The sequence below is a fragment of the Massilia sp. Masssp94 genome (assembly GCF_059491305.1).
This window is the reverse complement of sequence record NZ_CP168501.1, coordinates 5,766,171-5,783,617: the sequence shown is the minus strand read 5'-3', so window position 1 is coordinate 5,783,617 and position 17,447 is coordinate 5,766,171. Positions and strand designations below refer to the sequence as shown.

At 60.2% G+C, this 17,447-nt stretch carries 14 protein-coding genes; all 14 read left to right on the top strand.

The window, feature by feature from the left end:
* Positions 1-33 precede the first annotated feature (33 nt).
* The 14 genes from ACEN9G_RS25540 (at position 34) to ACEN9G_RS25475 (ending at position 17,390) form a co-directional block, all read left to right on the top strand.
* Positions 34-1,383 carry a hypothetical protein gene (locus ACEN9G_RS25540; RefSeq protein ID WP_483127156.1) on the top strand — a complete coding sequence of 450 codons (1,350 nt, stop codon included), beginning with the start codon at positions 34-36 and terminating at the stop codon, positions 1,381-1,383.
* Entirely contained in the window at positions 1,383-2,369 is a 987-nt protein-coding gene (gene tagF, locus ACEN9G_RS25535) for a type VI secretion system-associated protein TagF (RefSeq protein ID WP_413342329.1), read from the top strand. Before ACEN9G_RS25540 ends, tagF begins: the two co-directional genes overlap by 1 nt.
* 26 nt (positions 2,370-2,395) lie before the next feature.
* Positions 2,396-5,353: a type VI secretion system Vgr family protein gene (locus ACEN9G_RS25530; RefSeq protein ID WP_483127155.1), complete on the top strand. Its 2,958-nt coding sequence runs from the start codon at positions 2,396-2,398 to the stop codon at positions 5,351-5,353.
* Positions 5,325-5,858, top strand: a complete 534-nt coding sequence (locus ACEN9G_RS25525; protein WP_413341636.1) for a carbapenem self-resistance protein CarG family protein — start codon at positions 5,325-5,327, stop codon at positions 5,856-5,858. Before ACEN9G_RS25530 ends, ACEN9G_RS25525 begins: the two co-directional genes overlap by 29 nt.
* The gene (locus ACEN9G_RS25520) at positions 5,858-7,984 is read left to right on the top strand and encodes a hypothetical protein (protein WP_413341637.1); all 2,127 of its coding nucleotides are present in this window, start codon (positions 5,858-5,860) and stop codon (positions 7,982-7,984) included. Before ACEN9G_RS25525 ends, ACEN9G_RS25520 begins: the two co-directional genes overlap by 1 nt.
* Positions 7,974-8,915, top strand: coding sequence for a hypothetical protein (locus ACEN9G_RS25515; protein WP_413341639.1), 942 nt, complete (start codon positions 7,974-7,976; stop codon positions 8,913-8,915). Before ACEN9G_RS25520 ends, ACEN9G_RS25515 begins: the two co-directional genes overlap by 11 nt.
* 80 nt (positions 8,916-8,995) lie before the next feature.
* Positions 8,996-10,006: a PoNe immunity protein domain-containing protein gene (locus ACEN9G_RS25510; RefSeq protein WP_483127154.1), complete on the top strand. Its 1,011-nt coding sequence runs from the start codon at positions 8,996-8,998 to the stop codon at positions 10,004-10,006.
* A gap of 33 nt (positions 10,007-10,039) precedes the next feature.
* Positions 10,040-10,588, top strand: a complete 549-nt coding sequence (locus ACEN9G_RS25505) for a hypothetical protein (protein ID WP_483127153.1) — start codon at positions 10,040-10,042, stop codon at positions 10,586-10,588.
* Positions 10,589-10,598: 10 nt separating this feature from the next.
* The gene (locus tag ACEN9G_RS25500) at positions 10,599-10,823 is read left to right on the top strand and encodes a hypothetical protein (RefSeq protein ID WP_413341644.1); all 225 of its coding nucleotides are present in this window, start codon (positions 10,599-10,601) and stop codon (positions 10,821-10,823) included.
* The gene (locus tag ACEN9G_RS25495) at positions 10,820-11,425 is read left to right on the top strand and encodes a hypothetical protein (RefSeq protein ID WP_413341646.1); all 606 of its coding nucleotides are present in this window, start codon (positions 10,820-10,822) and stop codon (positions 11,423-11,425) included. The genes ACEN9G_RS25500 and ACEN9G_RS25495 overlap by 4 nt, the downstream gene beginning before the upstream one ends.
* Positions 11,426-11,440: 15 nt before the next feature.
* Positions 11,441-12,367: a hypothetical protein gene (locus ACEN9G_RS25490; protein ID WP_413341647.1), complete on the top strand. Its 927-nt coding sequence runs from the start codon at positions 11,441-11,443 to the stop codon at positions 12,365-12,367.
* A 12-nt stretch (positions 12,368-12,379) separates the two neighbouring features.
* Entirely contained in the window at positions 12,380-15,244 is a 2,865-nt protein-coding gene (locus ACEN9G_RS25485; RefSeq protein ID WP_483127152.1) for a type VI secretion system Vgr family protein, read from the top strand.
* Positions 15,245-15,258: 14 nt separating this feature from the next.
* Positions 15,259-16,791, top strand: a complete 1,533-nt coding sequence (locus ACEN9G_RS25480; protein WP_413339562.1) for a LysM peptidoglycan-binding domain-containing protein — start codon at positions 15,259-15,261, stop codon at positions 16,789-16,791.
* A 17-nt stretch (positions 16,792-16,808) separates the two neighbouring features.
* Positions 16,809-17,390: a hypothetical protein gene (locus ACEN9G_RS25475; RefSeq protein WP_413339564.1), complete on the top strand. Its 582-nt coding sequence runs from the start codon at positions 16,809-16,811 to the stop codon at positions 17,388-17,390.
* Positions 17,391-17,447: the final 57 nt, after the last annotated feature.

Here is a 17,447-nt window from a genome sequence, read left to right as displayed (position 1 = left end):
GCAGCGCCGCAGCCACATGCGGAGACGGACCTGATGGGCACATGGATCCGCGGCGGCATCCTGACGATGCTGACGTTCGGCGCCTTCTGGGGTGGCGCCATCTTCACCTGGCGCGGCACCGACCGCGCGCCTTCCACGTCCGACCTGGTCACGTACCTGGTCGCGCTGCCGCTCGCCGTGCTGGCCGCCGTCGTGCTGGTCCGGCGATTCACGCGGCCGCAACCCGCAGCCGATGCCGCCGCGCCGGCCACGACCGCCGCACCGTCTCCCGCCCCGGCGGCGCGCCTGCCCGCGCTGGCGCTGGTCGATGCGGCCGTGCGCACGCGCCACGGCGACTCGATCGACGAACTGGCCGCCGCGCTCGACGCACAACGCGCGCGCCCCGACCTGGACCCGGAGCTCGTCGACGACGCCGGCTATCCCGTGATGACCGTGCGCGTGCCGTCCGCCGGCGACGCCGCGTGGCGGACCGAGGCCGAGCCATGGCTTGCAGCTCAGGGCCATTCGGACGTCCGCTTCGGAGATGCGCACTGGCGCGCCCTCGAACTGGCCAGCGCCGTCGTGAGCGAACTCGCCGACGCCGCGGCATTGGCCGCCGTTGGCGACCCGTTGCTGCGCATCGTGCCCCTGGCGCCTGTAGACTGGACCACCGCGCAGCGCACGGCGGCCGGCGCGTGGTTCGTCCACGTCGCCGCGCAGGGCGGCTGGGCCGCGGACAAGGTCACCGTCAGCCCCGCCCCGCCGGGCGAACCCGCGGCCGCCGCCAGCGCCCTGCTGTCGGTGCTGGCCGGCCAGCCGAACAACGATCCGGCATTGACTATCCTGCTCGCCTTCGATTCGCGCATCGACCAGGCGGTCGTCGACCGGATGGCGGCCGACGGCGCCCTGTTCTCCGCCGCCCATCCGCAGGGTCTGGTGCCGGGCGAAGGCGCCGCAGGACTACTGCTGGGCGATACCGCGTACGCCGCGCCGATACTGCAGGCGGCAAGCGCCACGCGCAGCGCATCGGCCGACGCCATGCCCCGCATCGACGCCGCGGACCTGCGCCGGCTGGCGGAACGGGTGCTGGCCGAAACGGCCGTCGACGCATCCACCGTGTCGGCGCTGTTCGCGGATGCCGACCACCGCAGCAACCGCGTCCTCGAGGCGATGGCACTGGCCCACGAGGACCTGCCGCACCTCGATGCTGGCATCGACGTGAGGACCACCGGGCCGGCTTGCGGACTGTCGGGTGCCGTGCCCTTCCTGGCCACGCTCGCGCTGGCCCGCCGCCAGGCGCTGGATGGCGCCGGCGCCGTCCTGTGCGTCGGGAATGCCGATCCGGTCCATCGTAGTGTCGCCGTGGTCCGCCCGGCCGGTCTCGCCGCTTCCGCCGCCGTCTGATGAGTCTCGCGTCCACACACGTGTCGATCGGCTACTTCGGCAAGATCCCGAGCCGCGGCGACTTCGTCAAGGGTTCCGACAACCCGGCGCTCGTCAAGCTGCTGGACGACTGGCTCGCGCGCGCCATGGACCTCATGATGGCCGACGCGCGGTGGAAATCGCGGTACGACGCGGTCGCCCCGCTGCACTTCGTCATCGCGGGTCCGCGCCGCCGGCATGCGATCGCCGGTCATATCGTGGCCAGCAGTGACGCGTCGGGACGGCGTTTCCCGTTCCTCATGACCGGCATGCTCGACGTGGCCGAACCGGATGCGTTCGTCCCGTCCGCACCGCAGATGCTGGGTGTCCTGTGGAGCCGCCTGGAAGCGCTCAGCAAGGGACTGGTGACGGCGCCCGACGCCGACGCGCTGCTGCAGGCCGCCGCCGGCCAGGTCGTCGAACTCGACCTGCGCTCGAACGCCCACGCGGCGGCGTTCGCCGACTTCATCGAGCTGCAGTCGCTCGACACGCTGCAGGCGCTGCTGGCACAAGCCGGCTACGCGGGCTCGGTGCGCCGGGTGCTGCTGGCGCTCGGGCTGCTGCTGCAGCCCGTGCTGGCGAGCAGCACGAGCCGGCTGGAGAAAAGCCTCGTGCTGCCGCTGCCGGCCGACCCGCTGTACCGCGGCCTCGTCGGCGCCTACTGGATGCATGCGATCGCGCCGTTCCTCGCACGCGCCGATTTCGAGCTCGCCCTGTTCGTCACACGCATCGGGGAGCAGCCGCGCCTCGTGCTCGGCTTCGGCGGCGCGTCGGCGCACACGCTGCAGGCGATCATGGATCCGCAGGCAGCCAGCGAGCGCCACATCGCGTTCGATGACCTGGACTGGGTCGAAGACCAGGTGGACACCGACTATGCCGTCGACAAGGTGTCCAGGCACCTGAAGCGGCCCGACGTCTCGCTCAAGTCCGCGCTGGACGCGTTGTGCGCGGCATTCATCGGCACCTGAATCATGCGACAACGAGAACCCCGCGTATGCTGACACCCTCTCTTCCACTGACGGCCCAGGCGATCCGGGCGCTCGTGGCGCGCTTCACCCAGTCGAGCCGCGTGCTGCGCCTGCATACGACGCTGGGCAGCGACGTCCTGCTGGCGGAATCGCTGCATGGCGAGGAAGCCATCGCGACGGGCTACCGGCTGCGCGTCTCGGCCCTGTCGACGGATGCGGGGCTGGCGCTCAAATCGCTGCTGGGCCAGCCCGTGCTGCTCGAGCTGCTGGCGGGGCCGTTCCAGGGCGTGCGTCCTTTCCACGGCCACGTGACGGCAGCCGAGATGACGGGCGCGAACGGCGGCCTGGCCCGGTACACGCTGACGATCGAACCCTGGACCGCGTTCCTCGCGCTGGGCCGCGACAGCCGCGTCTTCCAGGACAAGACGATCGTCGACATCATCGACACGGTGTTTTCCGCGTACGACGGCAAGGGCAGGCTGGCGCCGGCCTGGCGCTTCCAGGTCGACCGCTCGCTCTACCCGCGACGCAGCCTGACGACGCAATACCAGGAAAGCGATCTCGCGTTCGTGCGGCGCCTGATGCGCGAGGAAGGCCTGTTCGGCTTTTTCGAGCACGAGGGCGACCCGGACGGCGCGACACTGGGCGCGCACACGCTCGTCATCGCCGACAGCAACGACGCGTTCAAGCCGAACACGCAGGCCCTCGTGCGCTTCACGCAATCCGGCGCCGTGATGCGCGAGGACAGCATCGACCGCTGGCGCACCGAGACGCGTCTCGCGACGAACGCCGTCGAATTGCGCAGCTGGGACTATCGCGCACGCCAGGTGCGGACCGCCGTCGCGGCCGGACAGGATCCGGTCGAACTGGCCAGCCGCGACATCCCCGGCGTGTACGCGTACACGAGCCGCGAACACGGCGCGCGCATCGCCGAGCGCCAGTTGCAGGCACTGGAAGCGGGCAAGGTCGTCCACGTGGGCGCCGGCACCGTGCGTACCTTCACGCCGGGGACGACGTTCACCCTGGCGGACCATGGCGCCCGGGACAGCGCGGCCGACCCGTTGCTGCTCGTGCGCGTGCGCCACCTCGCGCACAACAACCTGGACGCCGATACCGCGTCGACGCTCGCCCGCCACCTGGGCCACGATCCGGTCGCGGCGCTCAATGACGAGATCCTGTCGGCGAGCCTGCACGCGCGCGGCAAGGGCATCGCGGAACGCCCCGTGTACCGCAACAGCTTCGACGCGATCCCCGCCGCGACGCCATACCGCGACAGCCAGTTGGATGGCCACGGCCGCCTGCTGCATCCGCGCCCGACGGTGCAGGGCCAGCAGACCGCCATCGTCGTCGGCCCGACCGGCACCGCGATCCACACGGACCGTGACCACCGTATCAAGGTGCAGTTCCACTGGCAGCGCGGCGAAGCGAGCCACAGCCGCCTCGATCATCCCGAACCGCACGGCCACACGGGCGCCCCGGCCGACGACCGCGCCGGCACGTGGGTGCGCGTGGCGACGCCGCTCGCGCCGGTCGCGGGCGCCAACTGGGGCAGCCACGCCCTGCCCCGCGTCGGCCAGGAAGTGCTGGTCGATTTCCTGGACGGGAACATCGACCGGCCGGTGGTCATCGGCGCCGTCTACAACGGGGCCGGTGCCGACGACGCCCAGCACAACACGGCAGCCGGCGGCGCGGGCGCGGCCACCGGCAACGCGGGCGCCTGGTTCCCCGGCGCGGCCGGCGCGCACGCGCACGCGGCCGTGCTGTCCGGCCTGAAAAGCCAGGCCATGCGGGCCAGCGGCAACGGGGCCGGCGCGTACAGCCAGCTCGTGTTCGACGACACGCCGGAACAGGCGCGCGTGGCGTTGCAGCGGCATGCAAAGGCGCATCGGGGGACGGCGGAGCTGAATCTCGGGCATCTGGTGCATCAGACGGATAACCAGCGGCTGGGGGCCGTGGGGCTGGGGGCGGAGCTGAAGACGGAGCATGGGGTGGCGGTGCGCGCCGCGCGCGGCCTGCTCGTTGCGACCGAGCGGACGTCGGCCGATGCGGGCGCGCTGGAATCCGGACAAGCGGCATCACAGATCGAACAAAGCCATACACTTCAACACAGCCTGGCCGAGACGGCTGGCAAGCACAACGCCATGCTGGCGGGAGGCACGTCTCCAGACAAGTTGCCGGCAACCGAAGCGCTCGCCAGGGCCGGCGATACACTGACCGCGACGTCAGCGAACGGCGACGCCACCGCTTACGGCGAACCGCAGCTGCAACTCTACACACCTGCAGGCATCGCGGCGCTCACGCCAGCATCGACCGTCATTGCGTCAGGCACGACCACCAACATCACGGCGGGACAGGACATCGGCTTTGCCTCGCAAGGCAATACCATTCACTCGGTCAGCGCCGGGGTCAGCCTGTTCACGTACGGTAAGGCGACGAGCAGCAACAAACCGAATCAGGAAACCGGCATCCGCATGCATGCGGCCAGCGGCAAAGTCAGCATGCAAAGCCAAAGTGGCCAGACGCGGCTGACAGCCGACAAGACGTGTACGGTGGCGAGCATCGCGAAGAGCGTGAACGTGGCAGCGAAGGAGCATGTGCTGTTGACTGCGCAAGGCGCGTACATCCGGCTTTCGGGAGGTGACATCGAAGTGCATGGGCCTGGGAAGATCGAATTCAAGGCGAGCATGAAGGAGCTCACCGGCCCGGCGTGCGCACAATTCGAACTACCAGCCATGCCGCAGCTGAGCCATCAGTTTGGGCAACGTTTCAGGCTCAAGGACACGCTTGGCACACCGCTGGCAGATCAGGCCTACACGATATACGTAGCGGACCAACAAGAGATCAAGGGTGTGACAGATCCGCATGGCATGACGGCGTATGTCGACACCGAAAACCCTGAGACGACCTACATCTTGTTCGACCGTGATTTGCAATGGATCTGTGAAGAGGAAAGCGATGAAAATTCGAGCCATAGCGAGTGCTAGCGCCTTGGCGATAGCCGCCCTCTCCGCGACGGCCCAGACGCTCCCAGTGGTATTGCGTGGTGACATGACGCCGATCAAACTCGCCAGCGGTGAAGTCGTGGCTTTGCACACGATCATTGACCTGAACAATGCACATGCGCTGGAAACGGTCAGTTTTCTGATAAGAAATCCGCGTGGAGCCGCTGAAGCTATTCCGTTCGAGATAAACGACGACTATCAAGCTTCCCTGACATTGCGTTCCGGCGCCGACTGCGCGATCTCTGGAATGCGCGCGTTTCAGGACGGAAAGAAAATTCGTGTCGTTTATGCGAGCCGGAAGGGCCAGTGGTCTGAAAAAAACTCCGTAAAATTCCAGGAATTCGATCTGACGAAGAATGATGAGGGCGCCCCTGGCACGCCACTACGCTATTTTAAAGAGCGTAAAGTCTACAGCTCGAAAAAAGCATACTGTGATGTCAATCGTGCTATCGACAGTGAGGCGTCACCTATCAAAGGGATCGAATAATGGCTGAGAAGAAATTCATCCAAGCGCGTGATGGCGAAAAAAACAGTGTCATATACGTTTGCGCAGACGGCACGGAATTCTTACGGTCCGGAGGCACTCGTGCCTGGCGAAATAACAACCCAGGGAATCTTGTTGCCGCCGAAAAGAGTGGTTTATCGATCGGACGCGGCGGCAGCTTTGCGGCATTTGCGAGTCAGGAGGATGGATTTGCGGCCCTGGAGTATTCTTTAAAGAATTTTTATTCCGATATCAAACTGGATAAGGTTTTTAAAAAATATGCCCCGGCCACCGACCATAACGATCCGGAGCAATATGCAGCCACAGTCAGAAAAATGACCGGCCTGGACGCCGCTCGGACTATTGGATCTCTCACCAAGGAAGAGCTGGACGAATTTAAATTAGCAATCATGCGCGTGGAAGGTTGGAAAGAGGGAAAAACTGAGCCAATTCCCCATGCCAAGCAATTTCTCGTAAAAGGCATTGATGGAAAGCCGCTGGGAGGTCTACGCTATTTACTTTCCTACTTCACCGGCGATGGTGAGCAGAAAAAAATCGAAGGCGAAACAAGCGCGGACGGCAAGACCGTCACCGCCGTTACCGCCACCCGAACTACCGTACAATTGCATCTACCTCGGCCTGACCCCGGACAGTCTCTAAAACCGCTGCAAAAAAAAGTGGGAGGCGCCAAAGGAAAAACGGTTGTCGCTGCCGAGGTCACGACTAAACCATGGTACAGCCAGGCGTTCAGTCAAGCAGTTGCTGGCGAAGACAGCAAGCATGACGAATCACCACGCCAAAACGACTTAGACGCTGGACATCAAGAGCTCCAGGAGGCGCCTTTGTCTCCACCGGCTCCTCTGTCGACCGTTAAGCAAGCTGGCGCAGTTCAGCTATCCGGTACGAAGAAAAAGTCTGAGAACCATGTACAAGATGTCATAAAAGAAGCTGGCGTGTATGTTACGTGGGAATTCGATACCAAGCGTGGCTCTGAGAAGAAACTGGAAAAACTGCCGTATTTTATTGCTGAGATGTCGGGCGATCAAGGCAAACCCCTGATGAAGGGGCAAGGTCTTTTGTTAATGAAAAACAACAAAATTCGACAAAAAGTTCCGTTTGGCAAAGAGGTCGCCTTGTACCTTGGCAATGATGCAAAGGTTCAATATCGCACTACCCCGCTTTATCGCGTGCGTGCGGAAGAAGGGCTGAGTGACGTGGTAGTGAAGATTTCCGAAATCAAGGGTACGGCTTATGACCCTTCAGATGAACTACCGTCGGACCCAGTCTCGACAGGAACCAAAAAAGTCTATTCTGCAAGCCTTTTCGGGACGACCTGGTTAAAATTCAGTCATAAATTCACAGCGGATGAGGCCCTGGAACAAAGTCGAATCGAACCTCCGGAACTCCAAGCAGCCTTGCAACAGATTTTTGGGGGAAATGCAAGCGTTAGCGGCAACGCTATAACGCTGAGCGTCGTAAAACCAAACAAGAAAAACATGGTAATCACGTGGCAAGCGGCTGCATTTCAGAATTGCAGGCAAAACATACCTTCTATTACGAACCTTGCTGCAGCCAAAGCCGAAATTATTCCTCGCGTTCACCCTCAGACTTATAAAGCATTCTTGAAGGCCGCGTTCGAATTGGACGCTACGGCACTTGAGATTGCATCGGGTTGGCGCCCCATGCTTGGTTCAGTCTTGCATCGCGTTGGCGTGGGACTGGACGTAAGCCGCATATTAGTGGAAGGTCATGACTTGAAGCTAAGCCGCAGCCGGACTTCTGCAGACACAGCATACATAAATTTATTGACGCAAAAAAATCGGCTTGAAGGAAAAAAGACGCTTACCGAGGACGAAAAACAAGAACTCAAGCAACTTGCGGCGCGAGAGGCAAATAAACGTGAAGCCGCGACGATAGCGATTCGCAACAGCGACAGCACCTCCATTCGCACTTTTATTCATAAGCTGCGAGAGAACAGTGATGTTAAGCAGACATTTGATCCATGGGAAATGGATTTAAACACTCGTGACAATTCGCAAGCACAACCGAACCACCTCATTACCGGCAATGAGAAACTGCACGGAACCCATCTGCATATTACCGTGAGGGATACTGAACTTGGATACTAAAATCGGAATTCTATTCTCGTTCATGTTTTTCTTTTCCGGAAGCATCCTTGCGGACGAAGCGTTAGGGAGTCAAAATTACACTAACTTTGGAATGGACCTGGATGCTCCAATCTTTCCAGTCAATGGCGTGCTCAACATATACGGAAATAAAGGCGACACAAGCCCTATCGCTACGCTGAAAGACAAGCCAGTGATAAATCAACGCGGCGCCGTCAAGCCTTGCATCAAAAACAGCGCGGATGGTTGGACGCAATGCAAAGTCAGCGGTGTCAGAGGATGGGTCAAGCATGACGATTTTCGTAGCGCCGAAGAATACATGCCGGTGCCGACTTGGGCATTTCGCTATTGGCTGTATATCAGATCGCCGGGTACGGGCAGCGAAGACGCAGTCATTCTTCGCGAGAGCGTCGACAAGAATCCTTATCTGATTGCGCCTGCAGCGTATTCGAACATATTTTTCCACGTTCTTTTCGACACAGAAGGAAGAGCGATCAGCCCCAAAAGCCATAAGCCCACAGGCGATCGAGTGTTTATTTCTGGAAATGCCGTTTTCCTCGCTCCCGGCGATCCAAAACGTCGCAGAAACGCGACTTGGCTGTTCCTTAACTTCTACAATGAAAAGTTAAACGCGTTGTGTCCAGGCCAGAATGCCGACAGTTGCATGAGTGCCGTTAATACTTCGCCTGGCTGGCCCGGAATCAAGAGAATGTATGAGGAACCCGCTGACCAGTACAAGCAGAAAAATGACGATCAAGCGTGGTTTGGTAACGGCGAAGTCGCATTTGCACGTCATATCGACCCGGTGAAACCGTTGATGTATCGTGTACCCGATAACGTAGTCATGAGCGCCGACAAAAGCGAAATGACGCTAGAGCTGGTCGCCAAGAATCGAGAGAAACTTGTTTGTATCGCAGACTGCGAACGACATTGACAACAAGCGAATCATTAGATACCGGCCGAAATAACACCGCGGCGACTTGCTCGATCGTCGGAAAAAAACTTGCGGGAACCATGATCCATATACTGACGGAGTCCGAATTCAAACAGGCAAAGCGAGAACCTTTACTCGACTACGCTGGTTACAGCGATGAAGCCGCAGACATCTCAAGGCGAATTCCTAACGCTCAAAAGAAACTGAGCGATCCAGAATGGCTCTCCGGCCGAGACGTGGCCGCGCTGGTGCGTCTCACGGGGGCACGTTCCGATTATGCGATCGACCTGTTGACGCTCAGCTATTCGGCTGGCGTGCACATCTTGGAGTTACAAGGATTTTTCCCGCACGTCGTCGAGTATTTCGAGGAGTTCGCTTTATATATCCAGGCATTCAATCGAACTGACGAAGGAACGCGACTCAACTCGCCTGTCATCCATCTGCAGGATGTCGAATTCCAGATAGCAAACCGGCTGCTCTGCTTTTCCGTTTTGCTCGGGCATACAAAATTGATCCCCCGGATCATGGCAATTCTCGACTATAACAATTCGATGCGCGACGGTCTGCTCGAACGAATTGCGTCGTGTTACAGCCAGCGGCCCTCGCCTTTACCTGATGAATGCACGCGTCATTTACCGTACTATAAGGCGTTGCCAATCTTCGACGCGCAACCATCCGACCGCCCCGGACTGATCAAGACGTATCTGCTGGACTGGTACGAAGCGAGCCGTCGCGAACCCTACTACGACGCTCACACCGGCGCCCCATCGTTCTTGGGCTATTGGGCATGGGAAGCGGCAGCAATCACGATTGCTTTGAATGTCGACGACCAATCGTATCGGGACCTACCTTTCTACCCACGCGACCTCGTCGAACATCTCAGAAACTCGACGGCAGGAAGTGCCGCAGGTGCGCCGCGCACCGAAACCGCTGAAATTCGTGCAAAGGCTGGCGAAACATGCCCGATTGGAGGACGCTGGCAATCGATCGGAGTGCCCGTCCACGATGCGGTCTATACAAAGGGGGCGACCTTGCAGGATCTGAAGTCGCCCTATGGGTTGACTGTCTGGCGCTTTCTCGGTGCGGCGTAGTTGAGCGCTTTCGCCCTAATGATGAAAAAAAGCATGCACATAGCGCGTAACGTTGTGGCAGGTGTCCTAGTCGCCGCCTGGCTCTGTGCCGGTGTACAAGCACCGGCGATTGCAGCGTCGACCCATCATGAGGTCAAGCTGGGCTACGGCGTCAACGAGGTCAATCTGAGCAAGTTGTCACTGCGCATCGTGCGCGGGATGGTCGCCAACGGCACGGCGAGCAGCTTCGATACGTTCACCGTGTACCTGGTGCCGGACAGCGCGGGCGAGCCCTGGCTGCAGGTAACGACCACCACGCCCAAGGGCCTCGGCTACAACTTCCGCAACTACGAGTCCGGCGACGCCAACACGCACGCCGTCGCGTTTTACGTCGAAGGCAATCACCTGTTCGCGGTCCAGGCGACGAAGGTCGGGCCAAGCGCCGATGCCCAAGGCGCGCGCAAGACGCCTTTCGATTTCGAAGTCGTCCGGTTCAACGAGAATGAGGACATCCCACTGTTCAAGAGCGACAGCAAGCAACGCTCGAAAGGCCAATACGTGGATGGACGCGAGGCTATCGACCATGAATTCTTCGGCCGCTGAGGGGTAATCGATGTTCGTACGTGCGACCTATTATCGCGAGAAGAGGGCCGTCCACTACTTCGACGAAAACGGCGAGGGAACGCCGTACATCGGCGGCTCCTTCGCATGGCGCACCAACAATCCGGGCGACATGGCGAAGCCGGGCAAGCGCGTCGTCAGCACGAGTATCGGCTACGCCCAGCGGGTATCCAACCCGAAAAGCCTCTTCCTGATCTTTCCCGACCAGTCTCCATGAAAAAACGGCTCTTCTTCTCGCTCATCGCATTAGCCTGCGTCGGTTGTCATGCCGACGGGCTTCCCATCGTCGGTATCGTCGAACAAATCCCTGTTCTGGCAAACGGGAGCCACGTAACCGCCCGTCCGACCTACATCTTCACCGACGAGAAGTTGTCCGGATCGACTTTCTTCAACGCTCTGCAATGCCCCGGCTCGACCCTGGACGTCGCGTGCTGCTATGAAGTCAAAACTACCACGCCGACGTCGCTCGATACGGAACTGGCGAAGTACGGCAAGGATCCCCTGTTCGCCTCGCAGATGAAAAGCATCAAGGGCTACCGATACATCTATGTGGCCGCTCCGACATCCGACAAGAAGCTCTGGACGCCTGTGATGAAGACGCTCGCACAAATTGCGGCTAACCCGGAAGATGGCTCGCCGTTCTCGGCAGCCGTGGTCGGCGCGCGATTCGACAAGCCCACGATCCTGGCATCGTTCACGGCGAATGGCGTACCGATGACGATGCAGACGCGCTCGGATACGACATCCGGCCGCATCATCTATACGTTCACGCGCGGTGGCAAAAAGGTCGAGATGTCGGAAGATACCTTTGCAGATTGAGACCCGACTGCCACCATGAAAATGATCACAGCGTTCGTTGCTCTGGCTATCCCGACATTCAGTATCCAGGCCGCCGCCCAATCAGTTAACGTCGCCGCATTCCTGAAAGAGCGCGGCGCCGAGAGGGCCGAACTCCGTCAGCTGGCGCGCTCGCCCAACCCGGCGGTGGTACCCGTCGCGTTCTACGACAAGGACGGCGTGGCGCCGAGCTGCGGCCTCCTCGTTGCCGTCCCCGACGCGCCGAAGCCACGCTATATCGACATACTTGATGCGGACAGCGGCAACACCTTTCCGCAATGCGTCGCGATACCGTCGATCAGGGCGTTCCGCCTGCAGGACAAGCATTACCTTGCCATCGAATATCTGGACCGGGACACGCGCGACGACACGTATCGCGAGTTCCATTACGTGTACGATGATCCGGCCCAGGGCTTCGTCGACGACAAGATGCTCAACGACGGGGTCCCGTCGTCCGACTCCTGGAAAGAAGCCGACGGCATCAAGCTTGCACGCGCGGCGATGATGCGGAAGACGTTCCCGCAATGGCGGTTCCTGGAACGTGACTTCATCGCGGGGGATACGTCCTCATTTGCCACCTTCGAGGACAGCCACGCCCGCGCCTGCCATTTCGCGATGGAAGCCGGCGCCAAACCGCTATCGGCAAACCTGGCCGAGGTGGCGTCGACGACCGGGTGCGCCGGCGTCCTCGCTGCCACTCGGCTGGCCGCGCCCGCCGCGACGTACTACATTTCCATGTTCAGATCGGTCGCCGGCAAGCAGCTGGTCGTCATCGCGTCCATTGCGAACGACGGCACGCTGAAGGTCGAAAAAGGCCTGTCCGCCGACATCAACGGCGCGGGCGCAACCGGCGATATCAGGGCGGCCAGGGCCGCCCTCTCGCAACGCCTGGGCGCCCTCCCAACTCCGCCAACCCGACAATGACACCGTTCTGACATGGACCTCGCAACATTAAGCGAAGCACTCCGCCGCTTCGGCACCGGCCTGTCCCAGCATGCCCGCCTCATCACGCTGGCCAGCGCGCACGACGCCGCACTGCCGCAATCCCCGCTCGCGGAACGGGTGCGCGGCCGCGAAGCCGTAAATGATTTATACCGTTTCGACGTTGATGCCCTCAGCACGTCGACCGACCTCGATCTCGCGGACTTCATCGGCGAAGAACTGACCGTCGGCCTGCTGCAACCTGACGGAAGCCGACGCGCGTGGCACGGCATCTGCACCGCGGCTGAATGGCTGGGTGCCGATGGCGGCGTCGCGCGCTACCGGCTGCGCCTGGAGCCCGCGCTGGCCCTGCTGCGCCTGCGCCGCGACAGCTACATCTTCCAGGACAAGAACGTCCGCGACATCGTCACCGAGCTGTTCGCGGACTACCCGCAACTGCGCTTCGACTTCGACATCACGCAGGACCTGCCGCCGCGCCCCATCTGCACGCAGTATCGCGAAAGCGACTACGATTTCTTCGTGCGCCTGATGGCGTCGGAGGGCCTGTCCTGGCGCTTCGAGCACGACCAGGACCTCACGACCGACGACGGCCAGGCGCGACACCGCGTGATCATCTTCGACAGCGCGGCCGAGTTCCCCGCGACGCCGGGCAACGCGGCCATCCGTTTTCACGGCGTGCGCGCCACCGACACCGACGACGCCATCGACGGCTTCAGCGCGCGCCGGCGCGTGCAGGCGAACGCCGTCTCGATCAGCAGCTGGGATCCGGCCCAGGTCCGCGCGCCCGCCGCCGAACAGCAATCGATCCTGGACGCCGGCGAGCTGCCGCTGCTGCCGGTGTACGACGGCGCCGGCGAACGCATCGCCACCGATGCCGGCGCGGCCGGCTTGCACAGCCGCCTGATGCTGCACGCGCTGGAACTGGACAACAAGCTGTTCGAAGGCGAAGGCGCCGCGCGCCGGCTCGCCCCGGGCCATGCGTTCACACTGACGCAGCACGACCGCTATCCCGACGGCGACAACGCCTTCAAGGTGCTGTGGGTCGAGCACGAGGCGCGCAACAACGTCGGCGCGCAGATCGCGGCCGTGGACCGTGGCGGCGTCGAACCCGGCACGTACCGCAACCGGTTCGGCTGCGTGCGCGACGCCGTGGCCATCGTGCCGCCTGCGACCGCCCTGCCCCAGCCGCACACGGCGCTCGGCCCGCAGACGGCGCTGGTGGTCGGCCTGCCGGACAGCGTCGCCACCACGACCCGCAACCACCAGGTGCGCGTGCAGTTCGCCTGGCAGCGCGGCGCTGCGGCGAACCGGGGCGGCCTGGATCACGACACCGACGACGCAGGCTGCGCGCCCGGCGACGCCCGCTCGGGTACGTGGGTCCGCGTCGCCGAATCGCTGGCAGGCCCGAACTGGGGGTCGCAATTCACGCCGCGCATCGGCACCGAAGTGCTGGTCGACTTCATCGACAACGACATCGACTGCCCCATCGTGGTCGCGCAGCTGTACACGGGCGCGGATGCGCCGCCGTTCGCGGCGGGCGTCGATTCCGGCGTCGACCACGCGGGCACGATCTCCGGCATCCACACGCAGACCTTCGACGGCGCCGGCTGGAACCAGTGGCAGCTGGACGATACGCAGGGTCAGCTGCGCATGCGCCTCGCCACCAGCACGGCGGCCACGCAGCTGAACCTGGGCCACCTGGTGCGCCAGGCGCCAGGCGGCGCGCAGCGCGGCCACTACCGCGGCAGCGGCTTCGAACTGCGCACGGATGCCTGGGCCGTCGTACGCGGCGCGGAAGGCGTGCTGCTGACGACGCGCGCACGTTCCGCGCAAGGCGCCGGCGTCAGCTCGACGCAGATGGACGCGGCCGAAGCGGTAGACAGCCTGAAAGCGGCGCAGTCGCTCGGCACCACCCTGCTGGACGCTGCGACGGGACAGCATGCGCTGACCAGCAACGCGGCCGCGCAAGCGCAGAAGGATTTCCTCGCGCAGATCGATCCGGCCGACAAGGGCAAGTTCGCCGGCCCGGTGAACGGCCAGGATGCCGCGAAGTCGACGCCCGGATCGCGCGACCTCGATACGTCGTCGCCCGTCGAAAAATTCGGCGCGCCGGTCGTGCTGATGGATTCGCAGGCCGGCATCAACTGGGCGACGCCCGCGTCGACCGTGCTGTTCGCGGGCCAGCATCTGCACTGGACGACGCAGTCGGACATGCACATGACGGCGGCGTACACGTCGTCGTCGGTGTCGGCCGAGGCGACGTCCTTGTATGCGCACGAGGGCGGCATACAGGCGTTCGCCGGTAACGGGCCGGTGTCGGTGCAGGCGCATACGGACCAGCTCGAGATCCTGGCGGACAAGGAAGTCACCGTCATCTCGGTCAATGACGGGATCGAGGTCAAGGCGAGCAAGAAGATCGTGCTGCAGGCGGGGCAGGCGTCGGTGACGCTGGACGGCAAGGATATTACGTTTGCCTGTCCGGGCAGGTTTTCCGTTAAAGGCGCGCAACAAGTATTTGATGAAGGTTCATTCGGTGCCGCACGATTGGAAGAGCTCCCGCATCGTCTTGTTACGCCAATACTACAGCCATATAGCATACGCTGGACAGCGACATCGGCTATCACGGGTAAGCCGGCGGCAGGCGTCGATGTCGACGTCTTTGACACCGAAAGCTTCGAGGTTGCGTATACCGGCACTACGCAAGGCGATGGCAGGACGCAGCGACTAACCGATCAAGAACGTCCGCAAGAATTCGTCGTCCTTGTCGGAAGCGGAAATTGGGTTACCGACATAACTGCCGATCAGGATCCCGTGACGTTAGAACCAGACGACTGGATGGATTTGGAGGCAGAAGAATGAACAGGATATATGTGGTGAAAAAGGGCGACACCCTAACCGGTATTGCGGCCCGGGAAAAGGTCGATCGATATGAACTCGCCTCATTAAACGACATACACAACCATAATCTCATTAAAATAGATCAAGTACTTATATTGCCGCGTCCGGCTATTGAGGTAACACCTGAAGAGCTCGGTCCGTTACCACTCCCGCAGCTCGATGATCTCTCGATTATTACTTGCCAGTTTATTGATGCCTCAAATGAGCCTATCGAAGGTATGCATGTCAATCTAACGATTGGCGCACACAAATTGCATCACTCGACTGACAGCGATGGATTCGTCCCTGCTGTCGTCCTCGAGCCGAGTGACGAAATTAAGATTTCCGTGAAGACATTAGCCGGTGAATGGAAGACAATTTCCGAGGTAAAGCCAGCGGGCCCCACGACACACGCGCGAGTTGTTAGTCCAAAAATAAAAAGGACTTCTGAACAGAAATTGCATGAAGGTCCAGCTCAACCTGCCAAACCTGTCGAAACAACCCGACAAGAGATTGGAAGCACTACCTTTACTCGGAGCCAGAACGGCCATCCTGTACAGCAGGTCGCATTGGAATGTCCGAATCCTGAAAATCTGAGGCTGGAAGCCAACCATAAGTATCGCGAAATCATTCTTGGAGCCTCGCGACGTTCAAAACTGTCGCCTCATGCTATTGCTGCCATTATGAACGCAGAAGCGGCTCGCATTTTAAACGTAAAAAAATTGCCAGTTATTGACAAAAAAACTGGCAAACAAAAAACTGACGCACATGGCACGCCAGTATTTATCAAGCAAACATACGACACTGGTGAGTGGGACCCTCGTTCTGAGAATCCAAGATCGTCTGCCAGAGGAATGACACAGTTTCTTGACGCCACATGGATAAGTCTGGCCCTCACCAAGGGCACGTTCCTGTACGAACGCGCTAAACGCGAGGGATGGGTTACTGAAAAGACAAAGACCGTGCAACGAGGTAAAGACAAGGTGGAGAAAACATATCCTCAATTCAACTTGGCTGACGGCACAGTAATCACTTCCGCACCGAAATCCAGCCTCGATAGATTACTTTCTTCACGTAGGTTTATACGGAAATGGGCCACGTCGAGTGATAAGAATATTCAAAATCTCCTGGATTTGCGGTATGATCCCGAATGCGCGATCAATACAGCCGTTGACTATGGCCTTCAGAACCTCGAGATGTTGAAGTCTAAAGGCGTAAAAGTAGACAGCATTCCAGACGGGGAAAAGGCGAAAGTGATTTATTTAACCCATCATCTCGGAGCAGATGATGCTATATCTTTCATTTATAATACAATGAGTGCAAAGAAAGCGGAGCTTCTTCTTAGAACCCAGATCAAAGATGAAGGCGCGGAAATACGTGCAAAGCGGGCGGGTGGTGATTATCTCAAGGCCCATCGAAATTGGCTCGGCGAGTTTATTGACAACAAGATCATCATTTCCGACAAAATGTGTACAAGACAGGGCACGCTTCCGCGCCACCTTATTGACCTTACAATCGCTATTCGCTAATCAATCATCAATAAATAATGAAAAAGCTCTATTTTACGATCATGCTTTGCACCGTCGTAAGTTTGTGCCACTCAGAAAACGCCAAAAGGCCGATTGGCCCACAACAAAAAGTTTTGTTGGATGAACGAGGCTCCGATTATTATTCTTACCATACCGGACTCGGAACGCTTGAGTTTTTGGACCGTTCAGGCGAGCGGGGAACCCCTGCAATCAAAATTCTCTTGAACGGAAAAGCCATCGTGAATTTAGAAGGCGTTACCGACAAAGGAGGATCCGAACAATCACTCATGCTCGACAGCTTCACAAATGTCATCGATTGGGCTTCCAGCAAAGGTAATCAGAGCGGCCCGGGTGATGTGAAAAGGATGATCGTTTCTGTTGGCGCAACGAGTAACTGCGTGAGACGTTATATCATGCTTGACTTTACTGACACAAAGCCCTTTGTATCTAAGCCGTTCTCCTACAATCCTGACGATGACATATGCGAACACCTGAAAAAAGTCAAGTGGGGAAAACAGGAAACCTTTATTGATTTAGCTGGACCTCAGCGCTATTTATATCGCCCTCAACGGGAAGTGATAGGTCCGATCGGCGATTGATACCACCTTTTTAAAAATTAACTTATCTTTGAAATATTTCAGAAATTAAATACAGTC